Genomic DNA, 26779 nt, shown 5'->3' with positions numbered 1-26779 from the left:
TGGCCGGGTCAAGGACCGAGATCAATTACCCGGCCAACGTTGCGTGTCGAGCCACTAGTCTGGCCCGACCTCGCACCTGTTCCGAGACACGTTGATGCCGTCGTCGAACTGGGTGGGCCCGGGGACCGCGACGCCGCCGCGTTGGCGTTGGCGTCGGCGGGCCGCACGACATACGTGGTCCAGTCGACGGTCCCGGTCGAGGCGGGGACGAATCGCTGCCTCCCGGCGACGCCGGGCGTGACGGTCATGTGCTTCCACCCCGACCCCGGTACGACCCGTGGGGAAGCGGAGTACATCGGCCGGACGGCCGAGCAGCTCCACTGGCGTTCGGTCGTGCTAATCACCACACCGGACCAGGCCCTGCGTGCCCGGTTGCGAACGACCAGGTGCTTCCCCGGGCCGGTGTACGTCGCCACGACACCGCTACCGCTCGCGGAGTGGCCCGTCGCGGTCGTCTACCAGTGGAGTGCCTTCGTCAAGGCGATCTTCTTCGAGACCGACTGCTGAACTGTGACCGCCCGTACGCCGTGTAACGCTCAAAAGGGTTGATACGACCGAAACGGAAACCCCTACCCTTGGGAGCGTCAGATGGCTCCGGTGATGCCTTGGTCGGCGGCGGACCCACGTCCGCCCCTCGGTCCCCGCCGCTCGTGGTGGCCCGGAGACCTTCGTGGCCGCCGCGTGATCGTCACCGGTGCGTCCGGATTCATTGGCTCGCACCTGGTCCGACGGCTGCTCAGCGAGGGCGCCGAGGTCCACGCCGTGTCCAGGGAGCCGCGGACCGATGGTGTCGGAGCTGGCCGCGCCTGGCAGTGCGACCTGGGCGATGCGACCGCGATACACACGCTTGTCGGCTCCTTAAAGCCTGAGGTGATCTTCCACCTCGCGAGTCAGGTATCCGGTCAGAGAGATGCTCACCTGGTCGTACCCATCTTCGTCGGCAACCTCCAGAGCTCGGTCAATCTCCTGAGGGCAGCGGCGGCGCACGGCGCGCCACGGGTTGTGTTGGCCGGGTCCATGGAGGAGCCGGGCGTGGGTGACGACTCACCGGTCCCGTCCTCGCCGTACGCGGCCAGCAAGTGGGCCACGACTGCCTACGCACGTATGTACCACGCTCTGTGGGAGCTACCAACCGTTGTTTTGCGGATCGCGATGGTCTACGGCCCCCAACAGCGGGACGACCGGAAGCTGATTCCTTATGTGATCACATCCCTCCTTGCCGGGCAGGCCCCACACCTGGGCAGCGGCAACCGCGAGATCGACTGGGTGTACGTGGACGATGTTGTGGAGGCCTTCGTCGCGGCGGCACTGGTCGCCGCTGCCCCAGGGGGTGTTTTCGACATCGGGTCGGGGGTGCCGATGCGCATTCGCGACACCGTCGAGATGCTGCGGGGCATCACCGGCTCGACCGTCGGCGTTCATTTCGGCGCCGTGGCAGACCGTCGGTTTGACGCATCCAGGATCGCGAGTACCCAAGCCTCGACAGATGTGCTCGGCTGGCGGAGCCGAGTGGCTCTCGAGGACGGATTGGCCCGCACGGTCGACTGGTACGCACGGCATTCCACCTCCGAGGTCAGCAGTTCATCGGGAGATGGCCCGGTCGTAGGCGGCCAGCAGCGCATCCCGGGAGTGGGACCATGACAGCGGCCCCCGCACCCGTGCCGCCCCCAGCTGACCCATCCGGTGGCGTTCCTGCGGATCGTCCAGGAGGCCCGCGACGAGTTTGGCGAACGCCGACTCGTCGTTCGGAGGGGCGTAGACGGCCGCCGCGCCGGCCGACACCCGCGCCTCGCGCAGGTCGAAGGACACGATGGGGCATTCCATCGCCATGTACTCCATGATCTTGTTCATGGTCGACACGTCGTTGAGCGGGTTGAGCGGATCGGGCGCGAGACACACGTCGGCCGTCGAGAGGTAGTCGAGCAGCTCGGCGTCGGGGATCCGGCCGGTGAACGTCACCCGGTCGGTGAGGCCGAGATCGTGCGACAGCGCCACGACATCGTCGAACGCGTCGCCGCTGCCCACGAAGGCCGCGTGCCAGTCGGTGCGATGCAATTCGTCGCGCAGAGCGGCGAGCGCACGCAGGGCGTAGTCAACCCCGTCCTGGGGGCCCATCACGCCCAGATAGCACAGCAGGTGCGGCTGCCCGCGTCGGAGCTCGGGCTTCGGTTCGACCCTGTGGAACCGGTCGACCACGGGCGCGCTCCGCACCACGAACACGTCCTGGGGATCAAGACCGCCCCGCTCCAGCGCCGTGGTCCTGTAGCTCTCGTTGGTCGCGATCACGACGGTGGCGGCGCGGTAGGTGAGCCGTTCCAGGAAGCACACCGCGCGATAGAGCGCGTCCCGGCCTCGTCCGAAGCGTGACAGGTAGAGCTCGGGCACGAGATCGTGCTGGTCGAATACGATCCTCGGTCTGCCCCGAAGGGCCCAGGCGACGAGGAACAGCAGGTCGGGAGGGTTGCAGATGTGGACGACGTCGACCGGGCCGACTCTCCGCGCGAGCCGCAGGGAGTGCCACAAGGCCGTCCCGTACTCGCGGGCGAAGCCCAACGGTCCGCCGATCGCCGGGCTCAACGGGTACCGGTGGACCCGGATGCCGTCGATCACTGCCTCTGGCTCGACATCGCGGTTGCGCCCCTGTGGGCAGACCACGTCGACCCGCCAGCCGGCGTCACGGAGCGCGACGGCCTCCTGCCACACCCTGCGGTCGAACGGCACAGAGAGGTTCTCGACGAGGATGAGTGCGCTACCAGCCAAGGCCGACATAACCTTCGTGCAGCCGCCGGCGCTCGGCGTCCGGCAGACGGACCAGATCGACCACGACACGGTCTCCGGGGTCGTCGAGAAGGGCGAGGACCGCCTCGTCCTTGCAGCCCACGATGCAGATCTCGGCATGCCGGAGCACGGCCTCGGCCGAGTCGGCGAGCAGGTCACCGAGGTGCGGCAGTCGCTGCTCCATGTACTCGCGGTTGGCGCCCATGAGCCGCGAGATACTCACGTTGGCGTCGTAGATGCGCAGGTCGTAACCCTTGCCGACGAGGAGCTCCGCGAGCTCGACGAGCGGGCTCTCCCGCAGGTCGTCAGTACCGGGCTTGAACGACAGGCCGAACAGGCCGATCTTTCGTCGCCCGCTCGCGACGACGGCGTCGAAGGCTCGTCGTAGATGCGCCTGGTTGGATGGCAGTACGTGCGACAGGATGGGAGCGTCGACGTCGGCTCGCCGCGCGGCGTGCACCAGCCCACGCACGTCCTTAGGCAGACACGACCCGCCGAAGGCGAAGCCGGGCCGCAGGTAGGCCGGGCTGATGTTGAGCTTGCGATCGGCCAGGAAGACGTCCATGACGCGGTGCGAGTCCAGCCCGTACGCCTGGCAGATGGCACCGATCTCGTTCGCGAACCCGATCTTCAGCGCGTGGAACGCGTTGTCGACGTACTTCGTCATCTCGGCCACGCGGACCTCCACCCGGAAGACCTCGCCCGGAAGATCCTCGTAGAGGGAGGCGACAGCGTCGCCACTCGCGCGGTCGAGCTGGCCGATCACCGTCTTCGGCGGGTGGTGGAAGTCGCTGACGCTCGTGCCCTCGCGCAGGTACTCGGGATTGACCGCCACACCGAAGTCGGTCCCCGCGCGGCGGCCGCTCGCTCGTTCCAGGATCGGGATCAGCAGGTCCTCACACGTGCCAGGCAGCATCGTGCTTCTGAAGACCACGGTATGCCGACGGGCGACCCGCCCGATCTGCGCACCGATCTGTTCGGCGACCCGCTCGAGGTGGGTGGTCGACAGGCTCCCGTTGGACGCGGACGGCGTGCCCACGCACACCAGAGACACGTCCGTGGAGTCGACCGCGGAGGCCACGTCGTCGGTTGCTTCGAGCAGACCGTCCAGCACGACCTGCCGGGTGAGCTCGCCGATGCGCTCCTCTACGACCGGAGGCATTCCGTTCCTGATCAGTTCGACCTTCACGGGGTTGATGTCGACTCCGACCACCCTGTGACCCATCCCGGCGAGGCATGCAGCCGAGACACAGCCGACGTAGCCGAGGCCGAATACGCTGACCTTCATCGATGAGTGCCCCTTCGAGCGGAATCGGCACGCTGACCTCGTCTGTTCCCAACACCAGGCAATTGGATGCCCGCTGGGAGGTCGTCGCGCTGGTGGAGTCGGGGATCGGAGATCCTGCGTTACCCGTGACCCGGCGCGACCGCGTCACCGGGCAGCTCCCGCAACCGGCGGGACGGGCACAGCAACGCGGCGAGCGCGGCCTGCGCGGTACGACGTCCCCCCACGGCTCGGAGCGCCTCGCCGAGCGTCACGGCGCCGTAGTGCACGGCCCCGGCAACCGGGTTGTGGCGTCGGCGATAGAGCCGCACGCGGTTGACGGTCAGCAGCGCATGGAGGCTGGGGTTGGTGACGGTCTGCTCGCCGCCGACGTGATCCATGACCGATTCCGGCTCGTACCACAGTTCCCAGCCACGGTCGGCTGCGCGGAGGGCGAACTCGGTCTCCTCGCCGTACAGGAGGAACGACTCGTCCCAAGGACCGATGTCCCTTGTGGCCTGCATCGACACCAGCATGGCCGCCCCCGTCGCCCATACCGTCGGCCCAGCCGAGTGGTAGTGCTCGGACTCCATGATGAGCTCCCCCAGGCCACCGAGCCTGCTGGCGAGCCCGCCACCGACCAGAGCCTCCGCGACCGTCCTCGGCAGGGTCGTCTTCCGCCGCAGTGACGGTTGCAGCGTCCCGTCGGGGTTGCGCAACTGGGGGAATACGATCGCGCGCGCCCCCTGGCCGAGGGCGTGTGCGAGGGGCACGGCAGACCTCGGGTGCATGGTGATGTCCGGGTTGAGGAGCAGGTACGCGTCCACGTGAGCGGTGAGGGACGCGACCGCCGCGTTCACTCCTGCCGCGTAGCCGGCATTGCGACCGAGCTGCACCACGCGGACCGGAATGTCGCGGGGCTGTTTCGCGACGTCGACCGTGTCGTCGGTCGAGAGGTTGTCGGCGACGACGACGTCGACGAGATCGACGCCGTCGCAACCCGCGGACAACGAATCCAGAACAGTGCCGAGTTGACCTGCGCTGTTGTAGGTAACGATCACCACAGCAATGGCGGACGTGGACCGGTTCACGCTCGAACTACTCGTTCGATCGCGCAGGGTCGTTACTCCCGCGCAAATCCACCCATCCCGGAAGTCGGCCGGTTTCGCTTGGCCCACATGACGGCCGCCCGGCGCATCCGCTCCCGCGGGGCGGGCCGGTGCGCCAGCATGGCCCGAATATCCTCCGCCGTGGTGTCCCTACGCACGCTGAAGCGGCTCTGAAGCCACTGCTGCGGATCGGTCCGGCCGCCGTCGCTCGTGTAGACGCGGCGCACGTCCTGGTCACGCAGGCGGCCGATCACGTCCCGGTCGTAGGACCCGAACGGAATGGCGACGATGTCGATCCGCTGGTCGGTGATGCGCCCGAGCTCCTCGGGGGCGCGCTCGTACTCGTCCTTCACCTCCACCGGCCGCAGGCGCCGCCAGTCGCGGTGGGCCCATCCGTGAGAGCCGATGGTCATGCCGGTGCCGGTCAGTTTCCGGATCCCGGACTCGTCGAGCCTGCCAGGCTCCCCGATGAGCCCGGCCGGCAGGAAGAACTGTGCCGACAGGTTGCGCTCCAGCAACAGCGGCAGAGCGATTTCGACGTCGGAGACGTTGCCGTCGTCGAATGTGATCATGACGTCGGATCGGTCCGCGACCGCATCGAGGACGCTCTCGAACGATGCCGTCGGCACCCAGGTCCGTGCTTCGCCCGGATCCAGATCCCGCGGAGGATCGCCGATGCCGTGCCAGTTCAGCACCAGCACCGTTCCCTCGTTCATGCCTACCTTGCCTCCCACCTGCCTTGTCTGTGATTCGCCAGTACCGATTCGGTCGTTACGTCGTTCTCTTCTCATATGGAGCGATAGTCTCGCCGGGTCGGTACCGAGTGAGGAGTCAAATGGTCCGGAACGATTGCCGGGCCCCGGAGCGGGCGGAGGTCTGCCCACCGGTCGAGCGGAGCTGGCGCAGAAGTCGGATGCCCTGTCGCAACGCCGGGGCCGCGGGGGAGTTCCGCACACCGGTGATCGCCGCCGACCGGACCCGCTGCACCGCGCGTGACGTCGCACCGACGGTGACCGTGCCCTGAGCCACGTCGGTGGCACCGGTCATGGCACGCCGCTTGTACTCGTCGGTGCCGCGGCCGAGGTCGATCCGCACCAGCCCGAGTTCCGGTGCTGCGGTCACCAGCTCTCGTAGCAGTATCCAGCCCGGGGCGAATGCCGAGAGGTCCGGCTCGTAGACGGGGAACCACCAATGCAGGACGCCTGCACTACGCAGCCCGAAATGAGCGGCCACCAGCTGCCCGCCGGCGAACACGGCCGAGAGCGATCCGCGGAACCCCTCCTCGCGGGTGCTCAGGAGTTCGTGCAGAAGGCGGACGTGACGGGGGTCGGTGAAGTAGTCCTTGGCTCCGGTGGCGGCGTACTGGCCGCGCTTGAGGTCGATCACACGGTCGAGGAGAGCGGGGTCGTCGGAGTCGGCGTGGAACTCCACCGCGCCCAGGTCACGTTCCGCCTTGCGGGTTCGCCGTCGCGCCTGGCCCATGTTGTCCCGACCGCTGCGGGACGCTCGCGAGAGGTACCCGTCCATCCCGCCGCTGACGTCCATGAACGGTGAGGGGCACGTGGTCCGGGTCCAGGGTGCGAACCCGTTCGCGGTGGCCGGGACGTGATCGAAGGCGAGTCGTTGCACCCGCAGCGCCACCATGAGCCCTGTCAACGCGACTGTGGCGTCCGACGCGCGGACCGGGCCCTGGAAGTCGGCGGCGGGTGATCCGACCGGCGTGGCCAGGGAACCTCGCCGGTGCACCGGGAGGAACGCCCGCCCGCGCCCGCCAGCGTCCACCTCGACCGCCACCTGGACCTCGTGCCCCGTGCGGTGCACCGCAGTGGCGAAGCCCGGGTGGAAGTACGGGCTGTCGAACGCCGGGTCGGCGTCGCGGCACGCGATCCAGTCGTCCAGATGGGCGGTGGACAGGCGGTCGATCGGCGAGACGATCACGGTGCCCGTAGAGCTGTCCGTAGAGCGAGGTGTCCTCACCCCTGCGGAGTCGGTCCTGCTCCGACGACCGTTAGCCGAACGTCGGAGACCGCCTGTCTCGTACGTCAGGGTTCACGTGCCGAGCCGGTTCAGCTGGGCGTGAACACCTTGACGCCCTGCGCGCCCGCGGTGTCGTAGGGGGCGACGTCGTCCTCGCTGAACTCCGCGCCGTCACTGAGCCTGCGGAAGTCCCGCAGTGCCGTGCCGACGCATTCGACGTCGGCCCGCGGCGCCGCGCGACCCTCGCGCACGTCGGTCACGTTCACCGTCCGGAAGTCGATGCTGTAACGCGTGGCCGGGGTGCGGTTCGGGATCGACGCGTGGAGCTGGTCGCCGGAGAACAGCATGATGCCGCCGACCGGCGGCACCAGGCACAGCCGTGGCTCGTCGGCGGGCAGTCCGTGAACAGGAGCGGGATGGACCCGGACGTCGCTGGCGCCGCTGAAGTCCTTGATCCGACTCCGCCAGGTGTTGGCCACGTAATAGTTGTAGTCCGAGCTGTTGTTCTCGATCGCCGTGCCGAACCAGCGCGGATAGAACTCCATGACGTTCTCGGCGGCGGCTGGCCAGACCGGCATCCACCAGTTGATCTGCTGTGGTGGTGCCCCGTACCAGGTATCGCGATGAGCCTGGAACGCGTAGGCAATGCCGGTGTTGAGCCCACCGTCCGGAAACGCCGTCCGCAGCTTGGGCACATCGGCATGGATGCTGCCGGGGTCGGCGCCCAACGCCGTCGTGATGCGCCGGACATGGGCGATCGACTCCGGATGGTGGATGAACCGGGGCTTGAACTCGATCAGGTCGTCGGCCAGCTGTCTGGGTGTCCGGGAGCGGTGGATGGTGACCGGGTCCTCGGGTGCGAAGAGCTCACTGATCAGCGATCGGGTGAAGTTCGCGAAGTCGGCCACAGCGGGGACGCCGGTGTAGACGATCACATCACCGGAGAAGATCCGGTGCCGGCGTTCCTCATCGTCGAACACCGGATCGACGTGGACGTTGACCATGATCCCCTCCCGAGAACCAGATGGGGCGCGGCCGCAGCGCCGAACCCGCTACACGGGTCGGACTCGGCACTGGTGGCCGCCCTGTTACCCCTGGTCATTCGTGAGGGCCGCGGATCGACCTTGGAGTGGCGGCTGTCAGCTTGGCTGGCGCCGTCCTGAAGGTGGGGATGGTGACGCCGTCGGCGTGCTGGTTCTGGCGGTAGCTTCCGCCGCTTGTCGGGTCGGGTTGAGGATCAACCAGCTGGACGGCGGCGCCGCGACCCGGTTGAACGCCTCGGCGAGGTCGCTGGTCAACCGAGAACTCGGGCTACAGCAGGCCCGGTAGCTCCGATGACCCGGCCGACTGTGATCCATGTCCGCCGACCTGCCGCCTGCTGTGACGTTCCGGTCGGATAGGTTCTCCGTCGTGAGCGTGCTCCAGACGATTCTGGTCTTCGTGGTGCCGACGGTCGGGTTGTACCTGATCATCGCGTTCCTCGCCGCCGCCCCGCGCCTGGCGCGCAGGCCGCGGTACCGGGTGGGACAGCCCTGGACCTTCGAGCCCCTGTGGTGGACGGCCAACCCCGAGGGCGCGCATCTGGCGGCCGTGGACAGCCACCCGGTGTCCGGTGAACGAGGAGGTGCCCGTGGCAGCTGGTGAGCACGGTTCCGAGGTAGCGACCATCGACCCCGCCGACCTGCCCGACGGCGCGGTCGTCACGGCGTCGGGGCGGGTGTCGGCGGCGGAGGTCTACAAGGACCCCACCCACGCCGACCACCCGTTCAGCCCGGTGCAGCTCAGCCGCCTCGACGAGGCGCTGACCATGGCAAGCCGGGAGACCGGGCTGCGCTTCAGCGTGTACCTGGGTGACCTGGGTGCGGACGCGACCGCCCGTGCGGCGGAGCTGCACGGCGAGCTGGAGGGCACCACCGAGGCGGTGCTGGTGGCGGTCAGCCCCGAGCAACGCGTGGTCGAGGTGGTCACCGGGCCCGAGGCGCGGCTGCGGCTGCCCGACCGCGGCGCGAAGCTCGCGGTGATGAGCATGGTCGCCTCCTTCAAGGAGAGCGACATCCTGGGCGGGCTGCTCAGCGGCCTGCGGATGCTGGCCGACCAGGCCGGCGGGCGGCGTCGCCTGCACTGAGGAGCTCCTCCGTGAGCCCGGCCCAGGAGCCCGCGGCCCGGTCCCTCGCGCTCACCAGGGTGACCGGCTGCGGCCACGCGATGGCCAGGTCGGGGTCGTCGTACCGCACCGACAGGTCCTCGCCGGGGGCGTGCTCACGGTCGATCCGGTAGCAGACGTCGGCCTCATCGGTGAGCGCCTGGAAACCGTGCAGGACGCCCGGCGGCACGAACAGGTGGGCGAACGACTCGTCGTCGAGCGTGATGCTCATCTGCCGCCCGAACGTGGGAGACGACGGGCGCGCGTCCACCAGCACGTCGTGGACGGCACCGCGGGCGCAGCGCACCAGCTTCGACTCGCCCCGCCCGCCGCGGCCGTGCATCCCCCGGACCGTGCCGCGGTGGGACCGGGACTGACTGTCCTGCACGAACTCCTCCGGGCGCAGCCCGTGCTCGCGCGCGATCACGGCGTCGAACGTGCGGGTGAAGAAGCCCCGCTCGTCGTGGTGGGCCTGCGGGAGGAACACCAGGACCCCGGCCAGCGACATCGTGCGTGCTTCCATGTCCGGGTTATCGACCATCCGAGGGGATTCGTTATGGCGCAGCTGCGGTGCCGGTGGTGCCGGTCCACCTCCGGCGAGATCGTGCTCGACCTGGGGGAGCAGCCGGCGTGCGAGTACTTCCCGCCGCTGCACGACCCGGCGCCCGACCCCGTGTTCCCGCTACGGCTGTGGCTCTGCGCCGGGTGCGGCCTCGCCCAGCTCGCCGACGACGCCGACCTGCCCGACCAGCCCGAGGGGCTCGAACCGGCTGCGCTCACCGAGCAGCGGCACGACGCCGTCGTGGCCGCGCACGCCGCCGGGTTCCTGCCGGTCGGCGCCACCGTCACCGAGGGGCACACCCCGCACGGGGGCTCGTGGTGGTCGGAGCTCGAGGCGCTCGGGCTGCGGCGGGCTGAGCCGGGCACACCCGCCGACGTGGTCGTCGACGGGTCCTTCGGCCTCATGCACGCCACCGACCAGGCCGCGGCCCTCGCCGCGCTCGTCGACGCGCTGGCTCCCGGGGGAACGCTGCTGTTCCAGTTCCACAGCCTCGCCGCGATCCTGCGTGAGCAGCAGTGGAACGCCGTGCGCCTCGGCCACTACGCCTATTATTCGGTGCCCGCGCTGCAGACGATGCTCGCGCGGCACGGGTTCACCGTCACCCACGCATGGAGCTTCCCGCTCTACGGCGGCACCGTGCTGGTCGCGGCCCGCCGCGGCGGTCTCCCCGACACGTCCGTCACGGAGCTGGTGGCCTCGGAGACCGCCGATGGCGTGCTCGACGCCGGGGTGGTGGCGACGCTCCAGGAGTGCGTGGACGTCTCCAGCGCCGCACTGCGCACCCTCACCGCCGACGCCCGTGCCCGCGGTGCCCGCGTGTACGGGTACTCCGCGGCGTCCCGTGCGGTGGCGCTGCTCTACCTCGCCGGGCTGCAGGACGGCCTGCTGCTCGGCGTCGCCGACGCCTCGCCCGCCAAGCAGGGCTGTCGCATGCCCGGCACGACCATCCCCGTGATCGCCCCGGTGGATCTCGTCGACGCCCGCCCCGACGTCGTTCTGCTCTTCGTGTCCGACCTGTTGTCAGAGGTCAGGCGACAACTACCGCAGATCGAGGTAACGGGGGGTAGTTGGATCGACGCTGGATTAGGCCTGAAGGGGTAACCCATCAGCCCGACGTCCGCCCGGTGTCGGGCGTCCGGTCCGCCTCCCGTCACCTTCGCGTTGCTCCACCAGCAGGCGGAGGTCGCCGACTTCCTCGTCACGGCCCTGGTCGGCATCGCGCTCGTGATGCGGTGGAGAACCTCGACACACCACCACGACCGCCGCGCCGACGACGACGGTGGCGCCGACGACCACGGCCTCCACGAGCCCGCAGGCCGCGTCGATCGGCCCCACGGTCACCCCCACGCCGACGCCCACGCCGGCCGCGAGCCCCTGACGTCGAACCGCACCGGCTGCGGAGCCGAATCGTTGGGTGAGACAGTGACGACGACGGCACCACCGACAGTCCGGATGCGGATGACCATCTCCACTCACGACCACGTCCTGATCATCGACGACCACGAGCTCGTCGGGACCTCGCTGATGCTGAGCCTGCGCTCCGAGGGGCTGCGGGCCGACTGGCGCGGTAACGCGGGTGGTGAGGAGGGCATCCTCGCCGACGTCCGCCGCCTCGACCCCGGCCTCGTCCTGCTCGACCTCGACCTGGGCCGCGACCGCGACGGCCGGATGCTCGACGGTGTGCACCTCGTCGCCCCGCTGATCGACGCGGGCTGGCGGGTGCTGGTGCTGTCCGGCAGCTCCGACCGGGTCCGCATCGGGGGAGCCCTCGCCGACGGGGCGCTGGCCTGGGTGCCCAAGAACGCGCCGCTGCCGGCCCTGCTGCGCTCGGTGCGGGCGGCGGCGCAGGGGCGCCCGGTGATGGCGCCGGAGCGCCGGCAGCAGCTCATCGACACCTACCACGAGCAGACAACGGCCCGTTCCGAGCTGAGGGCCCGGCTCGACAAGCTCACCCAGCGCGAGCGGGAGGTGCTCGCGGAGCTGGCCCAGGGGCACCGCGCGCAGGCGGTGGCGGAGCGGTTCGTGGTCTCGCTCGCCACCGTGCGCACCCAGATCCGGGCGATCCTCGTGAAGCTGGAGGTCAGCTCGCAGCTCGAGGCGGTGGCGCTGTACCGCCGGGCAAGCGGACGCTGACAGAGGACGCATCCGGCCGATCGGGCCACTGCGGGCGCGAATGTCACCGTCCGGGCACTACGATGCACGTCTCCCGGCCGGACGATATCCACGCGGAGGTGTGACGAGGTGACCGACAGTGTCGTACACCGGCGCGCGCTGCGCTGGTCGTCCCGGCTCCTCGTCGACATCCTGATCGTCGCTGCGCTCTGCCTGGTGGTCGGTGTCCTCCTGAAGGCCGACACGGTGCTCGCCGCGCTGCCCGGCCAGGCCACCTTCGAGATCCTGACGCTCACCGCCGCCGCGGTGGGGGCGGGGTCGGCGATCCTCGCGCTCGTCGCGTCCCGGCTGATCGACGAACCCCGGCTCGCCTGGATCTCCTCGGCCCTGGTCCTCTACTGCGTGATCGTGCTGCCGTGGACGACGATGGCCGCCACCGACATGGACATCGCCCACCGCGCGTCGCGCCTCGTCGCCTACGTCACCGCGCTCGTGCTGCTGCTGGCCTCGATCCGGCCGCCGCGGTCCACGGGCTCGTGGGGCGGGTGGGTCGTGATGGTCGTGGGCGGGCTCGCGGCGTTCGCCGCGCTGGACCTGCCCGACACACCGGGTCTGCGGGGGCTCGTCGAGGGGCCGCTGCTCACCGTCGTGGTGCTGGTCGGCTGGAGCGCGGTGGCCGTCGCCTACGTCGTGGAGGGCGTCCGCCGCCAGTGCAACCCGTGGCTGCGGCTCGGCCTGGGCCTCATCGTGCTGGCCGTCGCGCAGCTCTACCGGGTCTCCACCGGCGCGCCCAGCTCCACCACCAACCTGGTCTTCGCGGCGCTGCGGCTGGTGGGGCTCGCCATCGTGCTGATCGGCGTCGCGCAGATCGTCCAGCGCTCGATGGCCACGCAGCGCTCGGAGTTCTGGCAGCAGCAGGAGGAGCTCGCCACCGCGGCCCTGCACATGGAACGCGCCGGCGAGCTCGCCGCCGAGCGCAGCCACGAGCTCCGCAACGGCCTCGCCGGGCTGGCCGGCATCACGCACCTGCTCAGCGCCGACGGCGGCCAGGACCACGAGCGGCTCAAGCACGCCGTGCTGGCCGAGCTCAGCCGCCTGCACCGCATCCTCGACGGCGACGAGACCGCGCAGGCGGTCGACGACTACCTGGTGGGCCCCGTGCTGGAGGGCCTCGCGGCGCTCCGGGACACCGCGCTCACCCTGGAGATCGAGCCGGGGCTGCGCGCCCGGGGCGACCCGGCCGTGCTCGCCCAGGTGGTCACCAACCTGCTCGCCAACTGCGACCGGCACGCCCCCGGGGCGCAGGTGCACGTCACCGCCCGTCACGACGAGGCCGACGTGGTGGTCGAGGTGCGCGACGAGGGGCCGGGCCTGCCGCCGGACCTGGAGCCGGGTGCCGTGCTCGGCCGCGGGGTGCGCGACGAGTCGGCGGGCGGGTCGGGGCTCGGGCTCTACATCTCCGGCGAGCTGCTGGCCCGTGAGGGCGGCTCGTTGCGGCTCTCCACCGTCACCGATCCCCGCGGATGCGTGGCCGCCGTGCGGGTGCCGGCCGCCGCGCCACTCACCGCCCCCGCCAGTCGGTGACGGAACGTCGCCGTCCTGTCGACTTTCATCAAGGTTGGTGATTCCCAGGCGGGGATCTTGTCGCATAGTGTGCACCATCGGCTCCCGGGAGCCACCGGATGGATCGAACGGCAAGGAGACCCACATGGGGGAGTCGGTTCCAGGCACGCCCCGGAGGGGCAGGCCGACCTCGCCGGGTTCGGCCGTCCTGACCCCGCCCACCGGCCTGCCGGCCCTCCCGGACGTCGACGCGCTCGTCCCGGCCCAGCGCCGACCCGACGACCACCGCCCGTCCACGCCGCCGCCCACCGTCGTCGAGCCGTGCACGTGCGGGCACCCCCGCGCCGCCCACGACCACTACCGGCCCGGCCACGACTGCGGCGCCTGTGGCGCCGAGGGCTGCGCCGACTTCAGGCCCGTGGGCGGTCCGCTCCGCCGCGCCGCACGCCGGATCGGCCTCGCCAGCTGAGGGCGTCCAGCACCAGCGCACCGCCCAGCACGACCACCACGGCGGTGCAGTAGCCGCCGACGATGTCGGTGGGGTAGTGGGCGTCGGCGGCCACCATGGCCGCGCCCACGCATCCGCCGGCCACCGATGCGCCGACGGCCAGCATCGTCAGCCCGCCCGCGCGGCCCGGCCGCACCAGGCTGACCAGCAGCAACGCGGCCACCAGTCCGAGCGCCGTGGCGCCGCCGGTGTGGCCGCTGGGGAACGCGTAGCCCTGACCGATGGTGCGCCCGAGCGCGGGCTTGAGCAGCGTGGTGGCCACGCCCGTGACCCCGGGCCCCACGATCGCCAGTACCGCGAGCCGGCGCCGGGCAGCGTCGTCGATCGGCGATCGTCACAACTGATGGCGGCGCCCGTTCTGTCCGTTCTGTCGGTAACGCGCCGGAGACCCTTCCCGAAGGCTCGGGTACGGCGCCCGGATGACGGAGCGCGCCGCGACCATTCGGACCTGACGATGGAGTCCACGCGATGATGCGCGCCCGGCCGGGACGACGGCGGCCCCCCGCACGTCCCGGTGCCCTCGTGGCGGCGCTGGGGCTCCTGATCTCGGCGGGCTGCGCCGGGCGGCCGGGCGGGGACGCGACCGCTCCCGCTGCCGCCCCGTCCACCACGGCGGTCGTGCCGTACGTCGACGTCTCGCTGGGGCCCACCCCGCTCGTCGAGATGGCCCGGGCCACCGGTGTCACCGACGTGGTCCTGGCCTTCGCTCTCGCCACCGACGGGGCCTGCACGCCGTCGTGGGGAGGGACGCGGTCGCTGACGGATCCCGGGCTGCTCGCGGAGATCGACGCGCTGCGCGGCCGCGGCGGCCGGGTCGCCGTGGCCACCGGCGGAGCGGACGGTCCCTACCTGGAGACCACCTGCGCGACGTCCGGGGAGCCGGCGGCCGCGTACGGGGCGCTGCTCGACGCCACCGGCTCGACCCACCTCGACGTGGACGTCGAGGCGAGCATCCCCACCGGCACCGTCGTGCAGTCGCTGCGGCGGCTGCAGGACGCACGCGGCACCGACATCACGCTGACGCTGCGGGTCACGGGGCCGCAGGCCGGGCTGGAGGCACCGGCGCTGGACCTCGTGCGCGCCGCCGACGCCGCCGGGCTGCGGTTCGGCGTCAACGCGATGGTCATGAACTTCCCGTTCCGCGACAGCTGGGCCCGGGCGATGACCGACGCCGTCGACGCCACGTCGGGCCAGCTCCGTGCCCTCCGGCCCGCGCCGGGCCCGTCCGGGGTCGCCCCGTCGCTCGGCATCACCCTGATGATCGGGCGCACCGACACCGGCCCGGTCACGACGCTCGCCGACGCCCGCGCCGTGGCGGCCGCGGCGTCCGCACGCGGGCTGCGCGACGTCCGCTTCTGGTCCCTGGCGCGCGACAACGGGAACTGCCCCGGCGCCGCCGCCGCGACCTTCGACTGCAGCGGGGTCGAGCAGGCCCCGTTCGCCTTCACCGAGACCGTCCGGGACGCCGTCCGCGCCCCGGCTGCGCACCAGCACACACAGGATGGATCATGAACGACGTCGCAACGAGCCCGGTCTTCGTCGACGGGACGCGTCGTCGGAGCAGAAGGGTGCGTCGCCTCGCCTACGTCGCCACCTCGGCCTGTGCCGTCTACATGGTGGTGGTGGGGGCCAGCCTGGCCGCCGGCCAGCGCACGCCGATGCTGGAACTGCCCTTCGCCGACCCTTCGGGAACCCGGTGTCGTCGATGACGTAGGCGCGCGGGTCGATGAACTCCTGCGCCCACCGGGCCACCCGCCCGCGGACCTCGCCGTAGTCCCAGGTCGAGGACGTGACGAACTGCTGCAACTGCTGGTGCTCGACACCAGCCGCGCGGCCATCGGCTGCTCGACTTCCGCTTGCCATCCAGCAACAGCCCACGCAGGTACAACGCGCCCTTCGCCCGCTGATCCGACCGGGCCAGCCCGCCGAGCATCTCCGCGGCAAACGCCTCCAACCGCAGCCTGACCTGGCTCATCTCCTCCGGCGTCACGACCCAAACAAGATCACACGAGCCACCGGATCAGCGGGAGCGACACACCTAACAAAGTACTGCTAGGAACACCGGGAGCGGGGTGGTGGCACCCACCCCGCTCCACGGTCAGGAGCGGTCGAACTCCCGGGCCGCGAGGGCCCGGACGATCCCGGCCCGGCCCTCGGTGACCAGCCGGCGCAGCGCCGGCGGGTGCGACTCGTCGGCCAGCCAGGCGTCGGCGGCGTCGACGGTGGACTTCTCCACCGCGTGCGACGGGAACAGCCCGATCACCACGGACTGCGCCCGCTCGCTCGTGCGCCGCTCCCACACCTCGGCCACCTCGGCGAAGTAGCGCTCGACGTAGCCGCCGAGCAGGCCGCGCTGCGCCGGGTGGGCGAAGCCGGAGATGATCGACTCCTGCACGGCGTTGGGGATGTCGTCGTCGTGCACGGCGCGCATCCAGGCCGTCTCCTTGGCCTCGGCGGTGGGGATGAGCGCGCGGGCGCGCTCGGCCATCCGCTGGCCGGTGGAGGTGGGGTCGCGCTGGAGCTCCTCGTCGATCTGGGTCTCCGACGCGGCGCCGTGTGCGACGAGCGCGTGCAGCAGCCGCCAGCGCAGGTCGGTGTCGATCGTCAGCCCCTCCGGGACCTCCCCGCCACCGAGACCGGGGTCGAGCAGCCAGACCTTGAACCGCTCCAGCACCGGCGTCGGCAGCACGCTGCCCGTCAGCGAGTTGACCACCGCGAGCTGCGCGTCGGAGCCGGCAGGAGCCGTGTCGAGGCGGAAGCGGAGCTGGTCGGTCAGCAGCGGCCAGCCCTTCTCCGCGGCCCACTGGTCGTCGGCGTAGGAGGCGATGGCCGTCTGGGCCTGCAGCAGCAGCCGCTGCACGACGCCGATCTCGGACTCGGCGCCGAAGCCGCCGGCCACGAGCGTGGCGAAGTCCCGGGCCTTGAGCTCGGCCTCGCGCGTCATCTCCCAGGCCGCCGACCAGCACAGCGTGCGCGGCAGCGGCTCGGCGATGTCGCCGATGCGGTCGATGAGCGTGGTGAGCGAGCCGGCGTCCAGGCGCAGCGCGCAGTAGGTGAGGTCGTCGTCGTTGACCAGCACGAGCGTGCCCTGCGGCACGCCGACCAGCTCCGGGACGGCCGTGCGCTCGCCCTCGACGTCGACCTCGACGCGGTGCGTCCGCACGATCTTGCCGTCCACGTCGTCGTAGACGCCGACCGCGATGCGGTGCGTGCGCAGCTCACCGGCACCGGGCCGCGCGCCGCCCTGCACGACGTCGAAGCGGGTGAAGGCGCCGTTCGCGTCCACCTCGAACGACGGGCGCAGCAGGTTGAGGCCGGTGGTCTTGAGCCACTGCGCGCCCCAGCCCGACAGGTCGCGGCCCGAGGACTTCTCCAGCGCCCCGAGCAGGTCGGAGAACGTGGCGTTGCCCCAGGCGTGCGCGGTGAAGTAGCTGCGCAGCCCGGCCAGGAACGCGTCCAGCCCCACGTAGGCCACGAGCTGCTTGAGCACGCTCGCGCCCTTGGCGTAGGTGATGCCGTCGAAGTTGACCTCCACGGCCTGCAGGTCCGGGATGTCGGCCGCGATCGGGTGCGTGGACGGGAGCTGGTCCTGGCGGTATGCCCAGCTCTTCTCGACGTTCGCGAACGTCGTCCAGGCTTCCTTGTACTCCGTGGCCTCGGCCTGGCAGATGACGCTGGCCCACGTCGCGAACGACTCGTTGAGCCACAGGTCGTCCCACCACCGCATGGTGACGAGGTCGCCGAACCACATGTGCGCCATCTCGTGCAGCACGGTCTCGGCGCGGCGCTCGTAGAGCGAGCGGGTGACGCGGGAGCGGAAGACGTAGTCCTCGAGGAACGTCACGGCGCCGACGTTCTCCATCGCGCCCGCGTTGAACTCGGGAACGAAGAGCTGGTCGTACTTGCCGAACGGGTACCGCACGCCGAAGTTGCGGTGGTAGAAGCCGAAGCCCTGCTTGGTCTCGGTGAACAGCCGCTCGTGGTCCATGTGCGGGGCCAGCGAGGCGCGGCAGAAGATCCCGAGCGGGATGGTGCCGCCCTCGTCGGTGTACTCGTCCTGCCACGAGGCGTACGGGCCCGCGACCAGCGCCACGAGGTAGGTGGAGAAGACCTCGCTGGTGGCGAAGTGGTGGGTCTGCGAGCCGCCCGGACCCTCGGTGCTGTTCTCGATGGCGGCGTTGGACACGACGGTCCAGTCGGCCGGGGCGGTGACCGTCAGCCGGTAGCGGGCCTTGAGGTCGGGCTGGTCGAAGCACGCGAAGAGGCGCTTGGCGTCGGCCGTCTCGAACTGGGAGTACAGGTACACGGCGCCGTCGACCGGGTCGACGAAGCGGTGCAGGCCCTCACCGGTGTTCATGTAGCGGCCGGTGGCCACCACGCGCAGCTCGTTCTCCGCGGCGAGCGAGGGCAGCGCGATGCCGTCGTCCTCGCGGTAGCCGGAGACGCCGAGCTCGACGCCGTTGAGCGTGGCGGAGGCGACCTGGGCCCCGACGAAGTCGATCCAGCTGTCGCTGCCCGGGGCGTTGCACGTGAAGGTGACGACCGCGGTGGAGGCGAACGTGGCCTCCCCCGGCTTGCCCCCACCGTCGGTGAGGTCGAGGTCCACGACGTAGTCGGAGACCTGCAGCAGCGAGGCCCGCTTCTCGGCGTCGGTGCGGGTCAGGTTGGGCGGGGCCATGCGAGAGAAACCCTTCGTCGTAGAGGTTCCCGATCCAACCACGATGGGATGCACGGTGCGCGTGAGAAGGGAACACGTCGGGGGGCCGCTCGGTTCTCAGTGTCATGACGAGCTCCGAGAAGACCCACGTCGACTTCTGGTTCGACCCGCTGTGTCCCTTCGCCTGGATCACCTCCCGCTGGATGCTCGAGGTCGAGAAGGTGCGCGACGTCGACGTCGACTGGCACGTGATGAGCCTCGCTGTCCTCAACGAGGGCCGCGACCTCCCCGCCGAGTACGCCGAGCTGATGAAGAAGGCCTGGGGCCCGGTCCGCGTGGCCATCGCCGCGGCGAAGGAGAAGGGCCCGGACGTGCTGCTGCCGCTCTACACGGCGATGGGCACCCGGATCCACAACCAGGGCAACAAGGACTTCGACGTGGTGGTCAAGGAGTCGCTGGCCGAGGTGGGGCTGCCCGAGTCGCTGGCCGACGCCGCCACCAGCACCGACTTCGACGAGGAGCTCAAGGCCAGCCACCACCGCGGCATGGACCCGGTCGGGATGGACGTGGGCACCCCCACCATCCACATCGACGGCGTCGCGTTCTTCGGCCCGGTGCTGAGCACCATCCCCAAGGGGGAGGACGCCGGGAAGGTCTTCGACGGCAGTCGCCTGCTCGCCGGCTACCCCGACTTCTTCGAGCTCAAGCGCACCCGCACCGGGGACCTGAAGTTCGACTGAGCCGCCGGCTCAGGAGCGCGCGATGGCCAGGTCGCGCAGCATGCCCGTCTCCAGCTCCATCTCGTGGAGGCGGTGCTTGACCAGGTCGCCGATGCTCACGAGCCCGACGAGCTCACCGCGGTCGAGCACGGGCAGGTGGCGGTAGCGGCCCACCGTCATCTGCGCCATCGCGTGGGCCACGCTCTCGTCGGGCCGGCACGTGCGCACGTGCCGGGTCATGACCTTCGTGACGTCCATGGTGAGCACCGCTGCGCCGTGGACGCGCAGGGCCAGCACCACGTCACGCTCGGAGACGATGCCGCAGATGGCGCCGTCGAGGTCCCGGACCAGGAGGGCTCCGACGCCCTCCTGGCCGAGCCGGTCCACGACGGCGGCGACGGTGGTCCACGGGCGCACGGAGTGCACCGTGGACCCCTTTCCGGCCAGGATGTCGGCGATCTTCATTGGTGACGCCTCTCTGCGTGGTGGGCTCTCGTCCCCCGATGGTGCGCCTGCCGGTTGCCCGCCGTCGCGGGTCTCACCCGGTGGTCGTACCGATGCGGCGTGATCGTCCGGATCGGTGCGCCCAACGGTCGGTGCGCAGGCGCAGGCCCCGCTCAGCCGATCACCCGCATGCTGCCGTCCAGCTCGCCCTCGGCCTGGCGGCGGTTCAGGACGGCCAGCCGGGTGAAGCGGTTGTCGAACGCCTCCTGCGTCAGCCCCCGAGCCCGGTACTCCCGGGCGAGCTGCGCCGCCCCGTCGGCGATCGTCCAGCCGGCCTCGAAGTCGAGCTCCTTGCGGGCCCGCGAGAAGTCCACGCGGTAGGACCGCGGGTCGTTGCCGGCCTCGCCCGTGATCTCGAGGACCGATCCCGGGACGGCCTGGACCACGGCCTCGGCGATCTCGGCCACGGTCCGGTTGTTCTTCTCGGTGCCGACGTTGAAGGCCCGCGCCCGAACCACGTCGCCGGGCGCGGCCAGACCGGCGATAACGGCCCCGGCGATGTCCTCGGCGTGGGCGAGGGGACGCCACGGCGTGCCGTCGGACAGGACCGTGACCCGCCCGGTGAGCAGGGCCCGGCCGACGAGGTTGTTGAGCACGATGTCGGCCCGCAGCCGCGGTGAGAACCCGAACGCGGTGGCGTTGCGCAGCGAGAACGGGACGAAGTCGGCGTCGGCGAGGTCGGCGAGGTCGTCCTCCACCCGGACCTTGGAGATCGCGTACGGCGTGACGGGCTTGAGCGGCGCGTCCTCGGCCACGAGGTCGTCGCCGGACTGGGCGCCGTACACCGAGCACGTCGACGCGTAGGCGAAGCGGGCGACGCCCGCCTCCTTGGCCAGCCGCGCGAGCCGGGTGGACGCGTGGTGGTTGATGTCGAAGGTGATCTCCGGGGCCAGCGAGCCCAGCGGGTCGTTCGACAGCGCGGCCATGTGGACCACGGCGTCGAACCCGCGGAGCTGGTCGACCGTGACGTCACGCAGGTCCGTGGTCAGGCCGGGCACGTCGGGGGCGTCGAGCCCGCCGAGGACGCAGTCGGCGAACAGGCCGCTGTCGAGGCCGGTGACCTCGTGTCCGGCCGCGGCGAGCAGGGGGGCCATGACGGTGCCCAGGTAGCCCTGGTGGCCGGTCAGCAGTACGCGCACGATGAGGTCCTTCTCAGCCGACGATCTCGAGGGTGGGGATGGGCAGGACGAGCTTCCCGCCCCAGTCGTGCACGTAGGCCAGCTGCTCCAGCAGCTCGTCACGCAGGTTCCACGGCAGGATCAGCACGTAGTCGGGACGGTCGGCGGCGATCTGCTCCGGGGGCAGGACGGGGATGCGGGTGCCCGGGGTGAACCGGCCGTGCTTGTAGGGGTTGCGGTCCACGGTGTAGGCGAGCAGGTCGGGGCGGATGCCGCAGTAGTTGAGCAGCGTGTTGCCCTTGCCCGGCGCCCCGTAGCCGACCACCGTCTTCCCCGCCCGTCGCGCCTCGATGAGGAAGGCGACCAGGTCGTCGCGGACGCGGGAGACCGCCTCCGCGAAGCCGTCGTGGCCCGCGGCCGTGTGCAGCCCGGCGGCCTCCTCGGCCGCGAGCACCTCGCGCACCCGCGCGGAGGGATCGCCGGCGACCTCCGACGGCCGGGCCCACATGCGCAGCGAGCCGCCGTGGGTGTCGAGCAGCTCGACGTCGACCAGCGTCAGGCCGCCGGACGCGAGCGCCCGCTGCCCGGTGAGCAGCGTGTAGTACTGGAAGTGCTCGTGGTAGACGGTGTCGAACTGGGTGCGCTCCACGAGCGTCAGCAGGTGCTGCACCTCGATGGACACCCACCCGTCGTCGGCCACCATCGCCCGCAGGCCCTTCGTGAACCCGACCACGTCCGGGATGTGGGCGTAGACGTTGTTGAGGCAGACGAGGTCGGCGGCGCCGTGCTCGGCGCGCACCTGCGCGCCCGTCTCCGGGGTGAGGAACGCGGTGAGCGTCGGCACGCCCTTCTCCCGGGCGGCCTCACCCACGTTGACCGACGGTTCGACCCCCAGGCAGCGGATGCCGCGCTCGACCACGTGCTGGAGCAGGTAGCCGTCGTTGCTGGCCACCTCGACGACGAACGAGTCGGCGCCGAGCCCGAGCCGCTCCACGGACGCGTCGACGAACCGCCGCGCGTGCCCGACCCACGACGTGGAGAACGAGGAGAAGTAGGCGTATTCGGTGAACGTCTCCTCCGGTGTGATCAGCGGAGGGAGCTGCACGAGCAGGCAGGTGTCGCACACGCGGACGTGCAGCGGGAACGTCGCCTCGGGCCCCTCCGCCGCCTCGGCGGTGAGGAACAGCTCGCACGGCGGGGTGGCGCCGAGGTCGAGGAAGCTCCGCAGCTCCGACGATCCGCAGAGGCGGCACTGCAGGGTCGGCGCGGGCGTCGACAGATCGTGGCTGCTGATGGCTGTACCTGCCGTCACCTGGGCTCCCCCGTTCGCGGGCGGCACCCGGACGGGTGCACTCCATGACCTGTACTCGCTCCCGGGCGTCGCAACGTCACGTCCGGGCTGTGATCTGCTCCCGCGCCGTGCGCGGTGTCGCCGCCGCGAACACCGCGTTCCCCGCCAGGTCGACCGAGGTCGGCACCGGCACCACCGCGCTCTCCGGGAACGCGTGCCAGGCGTAGGTGAGCAGGGCGGCGGCGCCGGGGGTGAGGGTATGGCGGGGGCCAGGCCGGGGTCAGGCCACGCGGGCGGCCCAGCGGCGCACCGCCAGCGCGAGCGCGGCGCCCGTCACCAGCACGATCACGACGCAGGCCCAGCCGGGCACGACCTGGTCGGCGAGGAAGAAAACGGCGCCGGTGGTGGCCACGATGCCCAGGACGAACAGCACCGCCGTCACCACCAGGCCGGGCCGCGCCGGCGCTGCGCCCTCGGCCGGACGATCGAACCCGCCCATGAGGATGTCGTGTGTTGGGATGGGGTCATGGCCGCACCCACGCAGAACGTCCCCGCAGAGAATGTCGCAGCACACTGGATCGCCGGAGCCTCCGTCGCGGGCGGCGGCGAGCACATCGACGTCGTCAACCCCGCCACCGGCGAGGTGATCGCCGCCGTTCCCGCCGGCACCGCCGCCGACGTCGACCGGGCCGTCACCGCCGCCCGGGCCGCGTTCCCGGAGTGGTCCGCCACCCCCGTCGCCGAGCGCGCCGCCGTCGTGAAGCGGATCTCCGAGGGGCTCAAGGAACGGGGCGCGGAGATCGCCGCCGCCGTCACCTCCGAGATGGGGTCGCCCATCTCGTTCTCCCGTTCGGTGCAGGCCGGGCTGCCCGTGTTCACCTCGGGCGGGGTGGCCGGGCTGGCCGAGTCGTTCCCGTGGACCGAGGAGATCGGCAACTCGCTCGTCGTCCGCGAGCCCGTGGGCGTGGTCGGCGCGATCACGCCGTGGAACTACCCGCTGCACCAGGTGGTCGCGAAGGTCGCCCCGGCGCTGCTCGCGGGCTGCACGGTGGTGCTCAAGCCGTCGGAGGTGGCGCCGCTCTCGGCCGCGATCCTCGCCGCGATCGTCGCCGAGGCGGGCCTGCCCGCGGGCGCGTTCAACATCGTCTACGGCACCGGGCCCGTCGTCGGCGAGGCCATCGCCGGGCATCCGGGCGTCGACATGGTGTCGTTCACCGGCTCCACCGCCGCGGGCAAGCGCGTGTCCGTGGTCGCGTCGGAGACGGTCAAGCGGGTGGCGCTGGAGCTGGGCGGCAAGTCCGCCAACGTGATCCTCGACGACGCCGACCTCGCCAAGGCCGTGAAGGTCGGGTTGGGCAACGCCTGGATCAACGGCGGCCAGACCTGCACCGCCTGGACCCGCATGCTCGTGCCCGCGGCGAAGCACGACGAGATCGTGGAGATGGTCGCCGCCGCGGCCGCCCGCTACAGCGTCGGCGACCCGACGGAGGACACCACGCGCATCGGGCCGATGTCCTCGGCCACCCAGCAGGGGCGCGTCAACGGCTACATCGAGCGCGGGGCCGCCGACGGCGCCACCGTGGCCTACAGCGGTGCCACCCCGGACGGTCCCGGTGCCTACATCGCCCCGACGGTCTTCGCCGGGGTGGCGCCCGACGCCGTCATCGCGCAGGAGGAGATCTTCGGCCCGGTGCTCTCGGTGATCCCCTACGCCGACGAGGAGCAGGCCGTCGCGATCGCGAACAACTCGATCTACGGGCTGGCCGGGGCGGTGTTCGGTGAGCCCGACCACGCGCTGGCCGTCGCGAAGCGGCTGCGGACGGGCCAGGTGGACGTCAACGGGGGTGCGTTCAACCCGATGGCGCCGTTCGGCGGCTACAAGCAGAGCGGCAACGGCCGCGAGCTCGGCCGGTTCGGCCTCGAGGAGTTCCTGGAGATCAAGTCGATCCAGCGGTAACGGGTGCGAACGGTCCCGCGCCCCCGCTGAGCTGCGACGGGGGCGCGGGACCGGGCGTTCCGCCTCGTCGCGGGGGTGCGGCTTCCTAGCGTCCGGCACGTGGACGAGACGTGCGGAGGTGTCTCCCGGCACCGGTGGTGGGCGCCGGTCGGGGCCGCGGCCGGCGTCGTGGTCGTCGTGCTCCTCGTCACGACGGGGGCCCACCTGAGGGCGACGGCCCGCACCGTGGCGGCCGCCACCGTGGACGGCTGCTACCTCACCGGTGCCGCCACCCGGTCGCAGAGCGGCCGGTCCGGGGTGGTGGACGGCGGCATGGTCGGCGCGGCGCAGGGGGGTTGCCGGGCCGGCCCCACCGCGACGCCGCGGGCCCCGGCCGACCCGAACCTCACCGGCGCGTCCGGGCAGGATCTCGACGCCCCCGACCCCTCGGCCGGGTCGACCGCCGCACCACAGCCGGACGCCGGGTCGGGGGCCGGATCCGGGTCCGACGCCGGGGCCGACGCCGGCTCCGGGCCTGGTCGGGGGAGTGCCGAGCCGGCTCCCACCTCGATCCCGGCTCCGGCACCGAAACCGGCCCCCGCACCCGCGCCGCCCCCGCCCGCGCCGCCCCAGCCCCCGCCGCCCCAGCCCGCGCCACCCAAGGCCGCGCCACCGGCCCCCGCCGACGGGGTCTGGGACGAGCTCGCGCAGTGCGAGTCCACCGGGAACTGGGCGATCAACACCGGCAACGGCTACTACGGCGGCCTGCAGTTCGACCTCTCGACCTGGAAGGCCTACGGCGGGGCCGCCTACACACCGCGGCCCGACCAGGCCACCCGGGAGCAGCAGATCGCCGTGGCGACGAAGGTCCGCGACGACCGCGGCGGCTACGGATCCTGGCCCGCCTGCGCGGCGAAGCTCGGGCTGCCGCGGTGAGGGGGACCGCGTTCGGGCGGCACTCCCCCCGGGTCGCTACCCTCTCGGGTGACGAGTGCGCGCTGCAGTGCACGTGTGCAGCGAGGGAGGACGATGACTGCGCCCGAGGGCAACCCGACCCGGATCGGTGACCGCTACCGCATCCAGGAACGCATCGGAGCCGGGGCGATGGGTGCGGTGTGGCGGGCCACCGACGAGCTGCTCAACCGCACGGTCGCGGTGAAGGAGCTCCTGGCCGTCACGCCGGGCACCAGCGCGGAGGCGATCGAGGAGTCGCGCCAGCGGATCCTGCGCGAGGGCCGCATCGGCGCCCGGCTGCAGCACGCCCACGTCATCAGCATGTTCGACGTGGTGGTGCACGAGGACCGCCCGTGGCTGGTCATGGAGTACCTGCCGTCCGACTCGCTGGCCACCGTCCTCAAGCTGAAGGGCCCGCTGCCCCCGCTGGAGGTGGCCGACATCGGCCGCCAGGTGGCCGACGGCCTCGCCGCCGCCCACCTCGCGGGCGTCGTGCACCGCGACGTCAAGCCCGGCAACGTCCTGATCGCCCCCGACGGCCGCGTCAAGATCACCGACTTCGGGGTCTCCCGCGCCGTCGACGACGTGCAGCTCACCCGCACCGGCCTCATCGCCGGCACGCCCGCGTTCCTCTCCCCGGAGGTGGCGCAGGGCCGGGAGCCGCTGGCCGCGTCCGACATCTTCGCGCTCGGCGCCACGCTCTACGCCGCTGTCGAGGGCGTGCCGCCGTTCGGGCTCGACGACAACGCCTACGCGCTGCTGCACAAGGTCGCCACCGCGCAGCCGGAGCCGCCCGAGCACGCCGGCCCGCTCACCGGCGTGATCATGCGGCTGCTGGCCGTCGATCCCGACGACCGGCCGTCGGCGTCCGAGGCCCGCGAGCTGCTGGCGGCCGTCGCGGACGGGCAGGCCGTCGCCGGCCCGACCGCCACCCTCGCGGCGATGCCCACCGTCGCCGTCGCGCGGAAGGCCGATCCGGGCCCGGGCACCGTCACCGACGCGCAGCCCGTGGCGGCGCCACCGCGCCGGCGTCGCCGCGTGCCGGTGATCCTGGCCGCCGTGCTCGCGTTGCTGCTGGTGGGCGGCGGCGTCGCCGCCGCACTGCTGGCGAGCAACAACGGGTCGGGCGCGGCCACGCCGGTGGCCCAGCCGCCCGCCACCTCGGCGGCGCCCGCTCCCACGACCGCGGCGGCCCCCACCACCACCCCCGCCCCGACCACGAGGCCGGCGCCGACCACCACAGCGGCGCCGACGTCCGCGCCGGCGGCGGCCGTGGGTGATCCGGTGGCGTTCGTGCAGAACTACTACGGGCTGCTGCCCGGCAACCCCGACGCCGCGTTCGCGCTGCTCAGCCCCCAGGCGCAGGCCGCGTCCGGTGGACGGGACGGTTTCGACAGGTTCTACAGCGGCATGCGGTCGGTGAGCGTCGAGAACCCGACGCAGACGGGCGAGAACACCGTCGACGCCACGATCCGGTTCGTCCGCACCGACGGCACCACCACCAACGAGCCCTACACGTTCGTGATGGGCACGGCCGGCGACGGCAGCACGATCATGCAGTCGTTCAGCAAGCGTTCCTAGCCG

At 71.6% G+C, this 26779-nt stretch carries 25 protein-coding genes and 2 pseudogenes; 13 read left to right on the top strand and 14 right to left on the bottom strand.

All coding sequences use genetic code 11. The features are described from left to right. Nucleotides 1-507, top strand: a 507-nt coding sequence (locus tag BGP03_RS29780; RefSeq protein WP_299738314.1) for a hypothetical protein, incomplete at its 5' end; no start/stop codon positions are given. Nucleotides 508-681: 174 nt separating this feature from the next. Next, entirely contained in the window at nt 682-1641 is a 960-nt protein-coding gene (locus tag BGP03_RS29775; RefSeq protein WP_298798123.1) for an NAD-dependent epimerase/dehydratase family protein, read from the top strand. Here the strand turns inward: BGP03_RS29775 and BGP03_RS29770 are convergent. From BGP03_RS29770 to BGP03_RS29745, 6 genes are all read right to left on the bottom strand, one after another. Next, nucleotides 1582-2769 carry a glycosyltransferase family 4 protein gene (locus BGP03_RS29770; RefSeq protein WP_298798207.1) on the bottom strand — a complete coding sequence of 396 codons (1188 nt, stop codon included), beginning with the start codon at nt 2767-2769 and terminating at the stop codon, nt 1582-1584. The genes BGP03_RS29775 and BGP03_RS29770 overlap by 60 nt on opposite strands. Then, nucleotides 2750-4066, bottom strand: coding sequence for a nucleotide sugar dehydrogenase (locus BGP03_RS29765; RefSeq protein WP_298798125.1), 1317 nt, complete (start codon nt 4064-4066; stop codon nt 2750-2752). Before BGP03_RS29765 ends, BGP03_RS29770 begins: the two co-directional genes overlap by 20 nt. Before the next feature lie 119 nt (nt 4067-4185). Further along, nucleotides 4186-5133: a glycosyltransferase family 2 protein gene (locus tag BGP03_RS29760; RefSeq protein ID WP_298798127.1), complete on the bottom strand. Its 948-nt coding sequence runs from the start codon at nt 5131-5133 to the stop codon at nt 4186-4188. A 32-nt stretch (nt 5134-5165) separates the two neighbouring features. Continuing rightward, nucleotides 5166-5852, bottom strand: a complete 687-nt coding sequence (locus BGP03_RS29755) for a polysaccharide deacetylase family protein (RefSeq protein WP_298798129.1) — start codon at nt 5850-5852, stop codon at nt 5166-5168. A 130-nt stretch (nt 5853-5982) separates the two neighbouring features. Next, a complete protein-coding gene (locus BGP03_RS29750) occupies nt 5983-7089 on the bottom strand; it encodes a GNAT family N-acetyltransferase (protein ID WP_298798131.1) in 1107 nt (368 codons plus the stop codon). 128 nt (nt 7090-7217) lie between these two features. Further along, complete coding sequence (locus tag BGP03_RS29745) at nt 7218-8036, bottom strand: hypothetical protein (protein WP_298798133.1); 819 nt, start codon at nt 8034-8036, stop codon at nt 7218-7220. A 502-nt stretch (nt 8037-8538) separates the two neighbouring features. On the opposite strand from BGP03_RS29745, the gene BGP03_RS29740 reads away from it, so the two are divergent. Further along, a complete protein-coding gene (locus tag BGP03_RS29740) occupies nt 8539-8772 on the top strand; it encodes a hypothetical protein (protein WP_296372274.1) in 234 nt (77 codons plus the stop codon). Continuing rightward, nucleotides 8759-9253 (top strand): DUF5130 family protein, encoded by a 495-nt coding sequence (locus BGP03_RS29735; RefSeq protein WP_298798135.1) that lies wholly within the window; start codon nt 8759-8761, stop codon nt 9251-9253. Before BGP03_RS29740 ends, BGP03_RS29735 begins: the two co-directional genes overlap by 14 nt. Here BGP03_RS29735 and BGP03_RS29730 read toward each other — a convergent pair. Further along, complete coding sequence (locus BGP03_RS29730; RefSeq protein ID WP_296372277.1) at nt 9198-9794, bottom strand: dTDP-4-dehydrorhamnose 3,5-epimerase family protein; 597 nt, start codon at nt 9792-9794, stop codon at nt 9198-9200. The genes BGP03_RS29735 and BGP03_RS29730 overlap by 56 nt on opposite strands. A 33-nt stretch (nt 9795-9827) precedes the next feature. On the opposite strand from BGP03_RS29730, the gene BGP03_RS29725 reads away from it, so the two are divergent. From BGP03_RS29725 to BGP03_RS29715, 3 genes are all read left to right on the top strand, one after another. Continuing rightward, entirely contained in the window at nt 9828-10934 is a 1107-nt protein-coding gene (locus tag BGP03_RS29725; protein WP_296372280.1) for a methyltransferase domain-containing protein, read from the top strand. 357 nt (nt 10935-11291) lie between these two features. Beyond that, nucleotides 11292-11966, top strand: coding sequence for a response regulator transcription factor (locus tag BGP03_RS29720; protein ID WP_296372283.1), 675 nt, complete (start codon nt 11292-11294; stop codon nt 11964-11966). A gap of 108 nt (nt 11967-12074) precedes the next feature. After that, a complete protein-coding gene (locus BGP03_RS29715; RefSeq protein ID WP_298798140.1) occupies nt 12075-13529 on the top strand; it encodes an ATP-binding protein in 1455 nt (484 codons plus the stop codon). Between the two features lie 389 nt (nt 13530-13918). Here BGP03_RS29715 and BGP03_RS29710 read toward each other — a convergent pair whose 3' ends face one another. Continuing rightward, nucleotides 13919-14278 (bottom strand): phosphatase PAP2 family protein, encoded by a 360-nt coding sequence (locus BGP03_RS29710; protein WP_298798143.1) that lies wholly within the window; start codon nt 14276-14278, stop codon nt 13919-13921. Nucleotides 14279-14538: 260 nt separating this feature from the next. Between BGP03_RS29710 and BGP03_RS29705 the strand changes: the two genes are divergently transcribed. Both BGP03_RS29705 and BGP03_RS29700 read left to right on the top strand, forming a co-directional pair. Continuing rightward, complete coding sequence (locus tag BGP03_RS29705; protein ID WP_298798145.1) at nt 14539-15528, top strand: carbohydrate-binding protein CenC; 990 nt, start codon at nt 14539-14541, stop codon at nt 15526-15528. Next, nucleotides 15525-15725: a hypothetical protein gene (locus BGP03_RS29700; protein WP_298798147.1), complete on the top strand. Its 201-nt coding sequence runs from the start codon at nt 15525-15527 to the stop codon at nt 15723-15725. The genes BGP03_RS29705 and BGP03_RS29700 overlap by 4 nt, the downstream gene beginning before the upstream one ends. 10 nt (nt 15726-15735) lie before the next feature. Here BGP03_RS29700 and BGP03_RS36115 read toward each other — a convergent pair. Both BGP03_RS36115 and pepN read right to left on the bottom strand, forming a co-directional pair. Further along, nucleotides 15736-15879, bottom strand: a pseudogene (locus tag BGP03_RS36115) (transposase); the annotation flags it as partial. A 235-nt stretch (nt 15880-16114) separates the two neighbouring features. After that, the gene (gene pepN, locus BGP03_RS29695; RefSeq protein ID WP_298798150.1) at nt 16115-18694 is read right to left on the bottom strand and encodes an aminopeptidase N; all 2580 of its coding nucleotides are present in this window, start codon (nt 18692-18694) and stop codon (nt 16115-16117) included. A gap of 104 nt (nt 18695-18798) precedes the next feature. Between pepN and BGP03_RS29690 the strand changes: the two genes are divergently transcribed. Continuing rightward, entirely contained in the window at nt 18799-19413 is a 615-nt protein-coding gene (locus BGP03_RS29690; RefSeq protein ID WP_296372291.1) for a DsbA family protein, read from the top strand. A gap of 9 nt (nt 19414-19422) precedes the next feature. Here the strand turns inward: BGP03_RS29690 and BGP03_RS29685 are convergent, their stop codons facing one another. From BGP03_RS29685 to BGP03_RS29670, 4 genes are all read right to left on the bottom strand, one after another. After that, nucleotides 19423-19857, bottom strand: coding sequence for a CBS domain-containing protein (locus BGP03_RS29685; protein WP_296372293.1), 435 nt, complete (start codon nt 19855-19857; stop codon nt 19423-19425). 152 nt (nt 19858-20009) lie between these two features. Further along, nucleotides 20010-21035: an SDR family oxidoreductase gene (locus BGP03_RS29680; protein ID WP_296372294.1), complete on the bottom strand. Its 1026-nt coding sequence runs from the start codon at nt 21033-21035 to the stop codon at nt 20010-20012. 13 nt (nt 21036-21048) lie between these two features. Beyond that, nucleotides 21049-22326, bottom strand: coding sequence for a class I SAM-dependent methyltransferase (locus BGP03_RS29675; RefSeq protein ID WP_298798153.1), 1278 nt, complete (start codon nt 22324-22326; stop codon nt 21049-21051). 259 nt (nt 22327-22585) lie between these two features. After that, nucleotides 22586-22804, bottom strand: a complete 219-nt coding sequence (locus BGP03_RS29670) for a hypothetical protein (RefSeq protein ID WP_296372299.1) — start codon at nt 22802-22804, stop codon at nt 22586-22588. 27 nt (nt 22805-22831) lie between these two features. Between BGP03_RS29670 and BGP03_RS29665 the strand changes: the two genes are divergently transcribed. The 3 genes and pseudogenes from BGP03_RS29665 (at nt 22832) to BGP03_RS29655 (ending at nt 26776) form a co-directional block, all read left to right on the top strand. Continuing rightward, nucleotides 22832-24262 (top strand): aldehyde dehydrogenase family protein, encoded by a 1431-nt coding sequence (locus tag BGP03_RS29665; protein WP_298798155.1) that lies wholly within the window; start codon nt 22832-22834, stop codon nt 24260-24262. Nucleotides 24263-24922: 660 nt separating this feature from the next. Further along, nucleotides 24923-25177, top strand: a pseudogene (locus BGP03_RS29660) (transglycosylase family protein); the annotation flags it as partial. 93 nt (nt 25178-25270) lie between these two features. After that, complete coding sequence (locus tag BGP03_RS29655) at nt 25271-26776, top strand: serine/threonine-protein kinase (RefSeq protein WP_296372302.1); 1506 nt, start codon at nt 25271-25273, stop codon at nt 26774-26776. Nucleotides 26777-26779: the final 3 nt, after the last annotated feature.

Origin of the sequence: Pseudonocardia sp. 73-21, from assembly GCF_001899645.1 — a bacterium.
GTDB lineage: Bacteria > Actinomycetota > Actinomycetes > Mycobacteriales > Pseudonocardiaceae > Pseudonocardia.
This window is presented reverse-complemented; position numbering and strand designations above follow the sequence as displayed.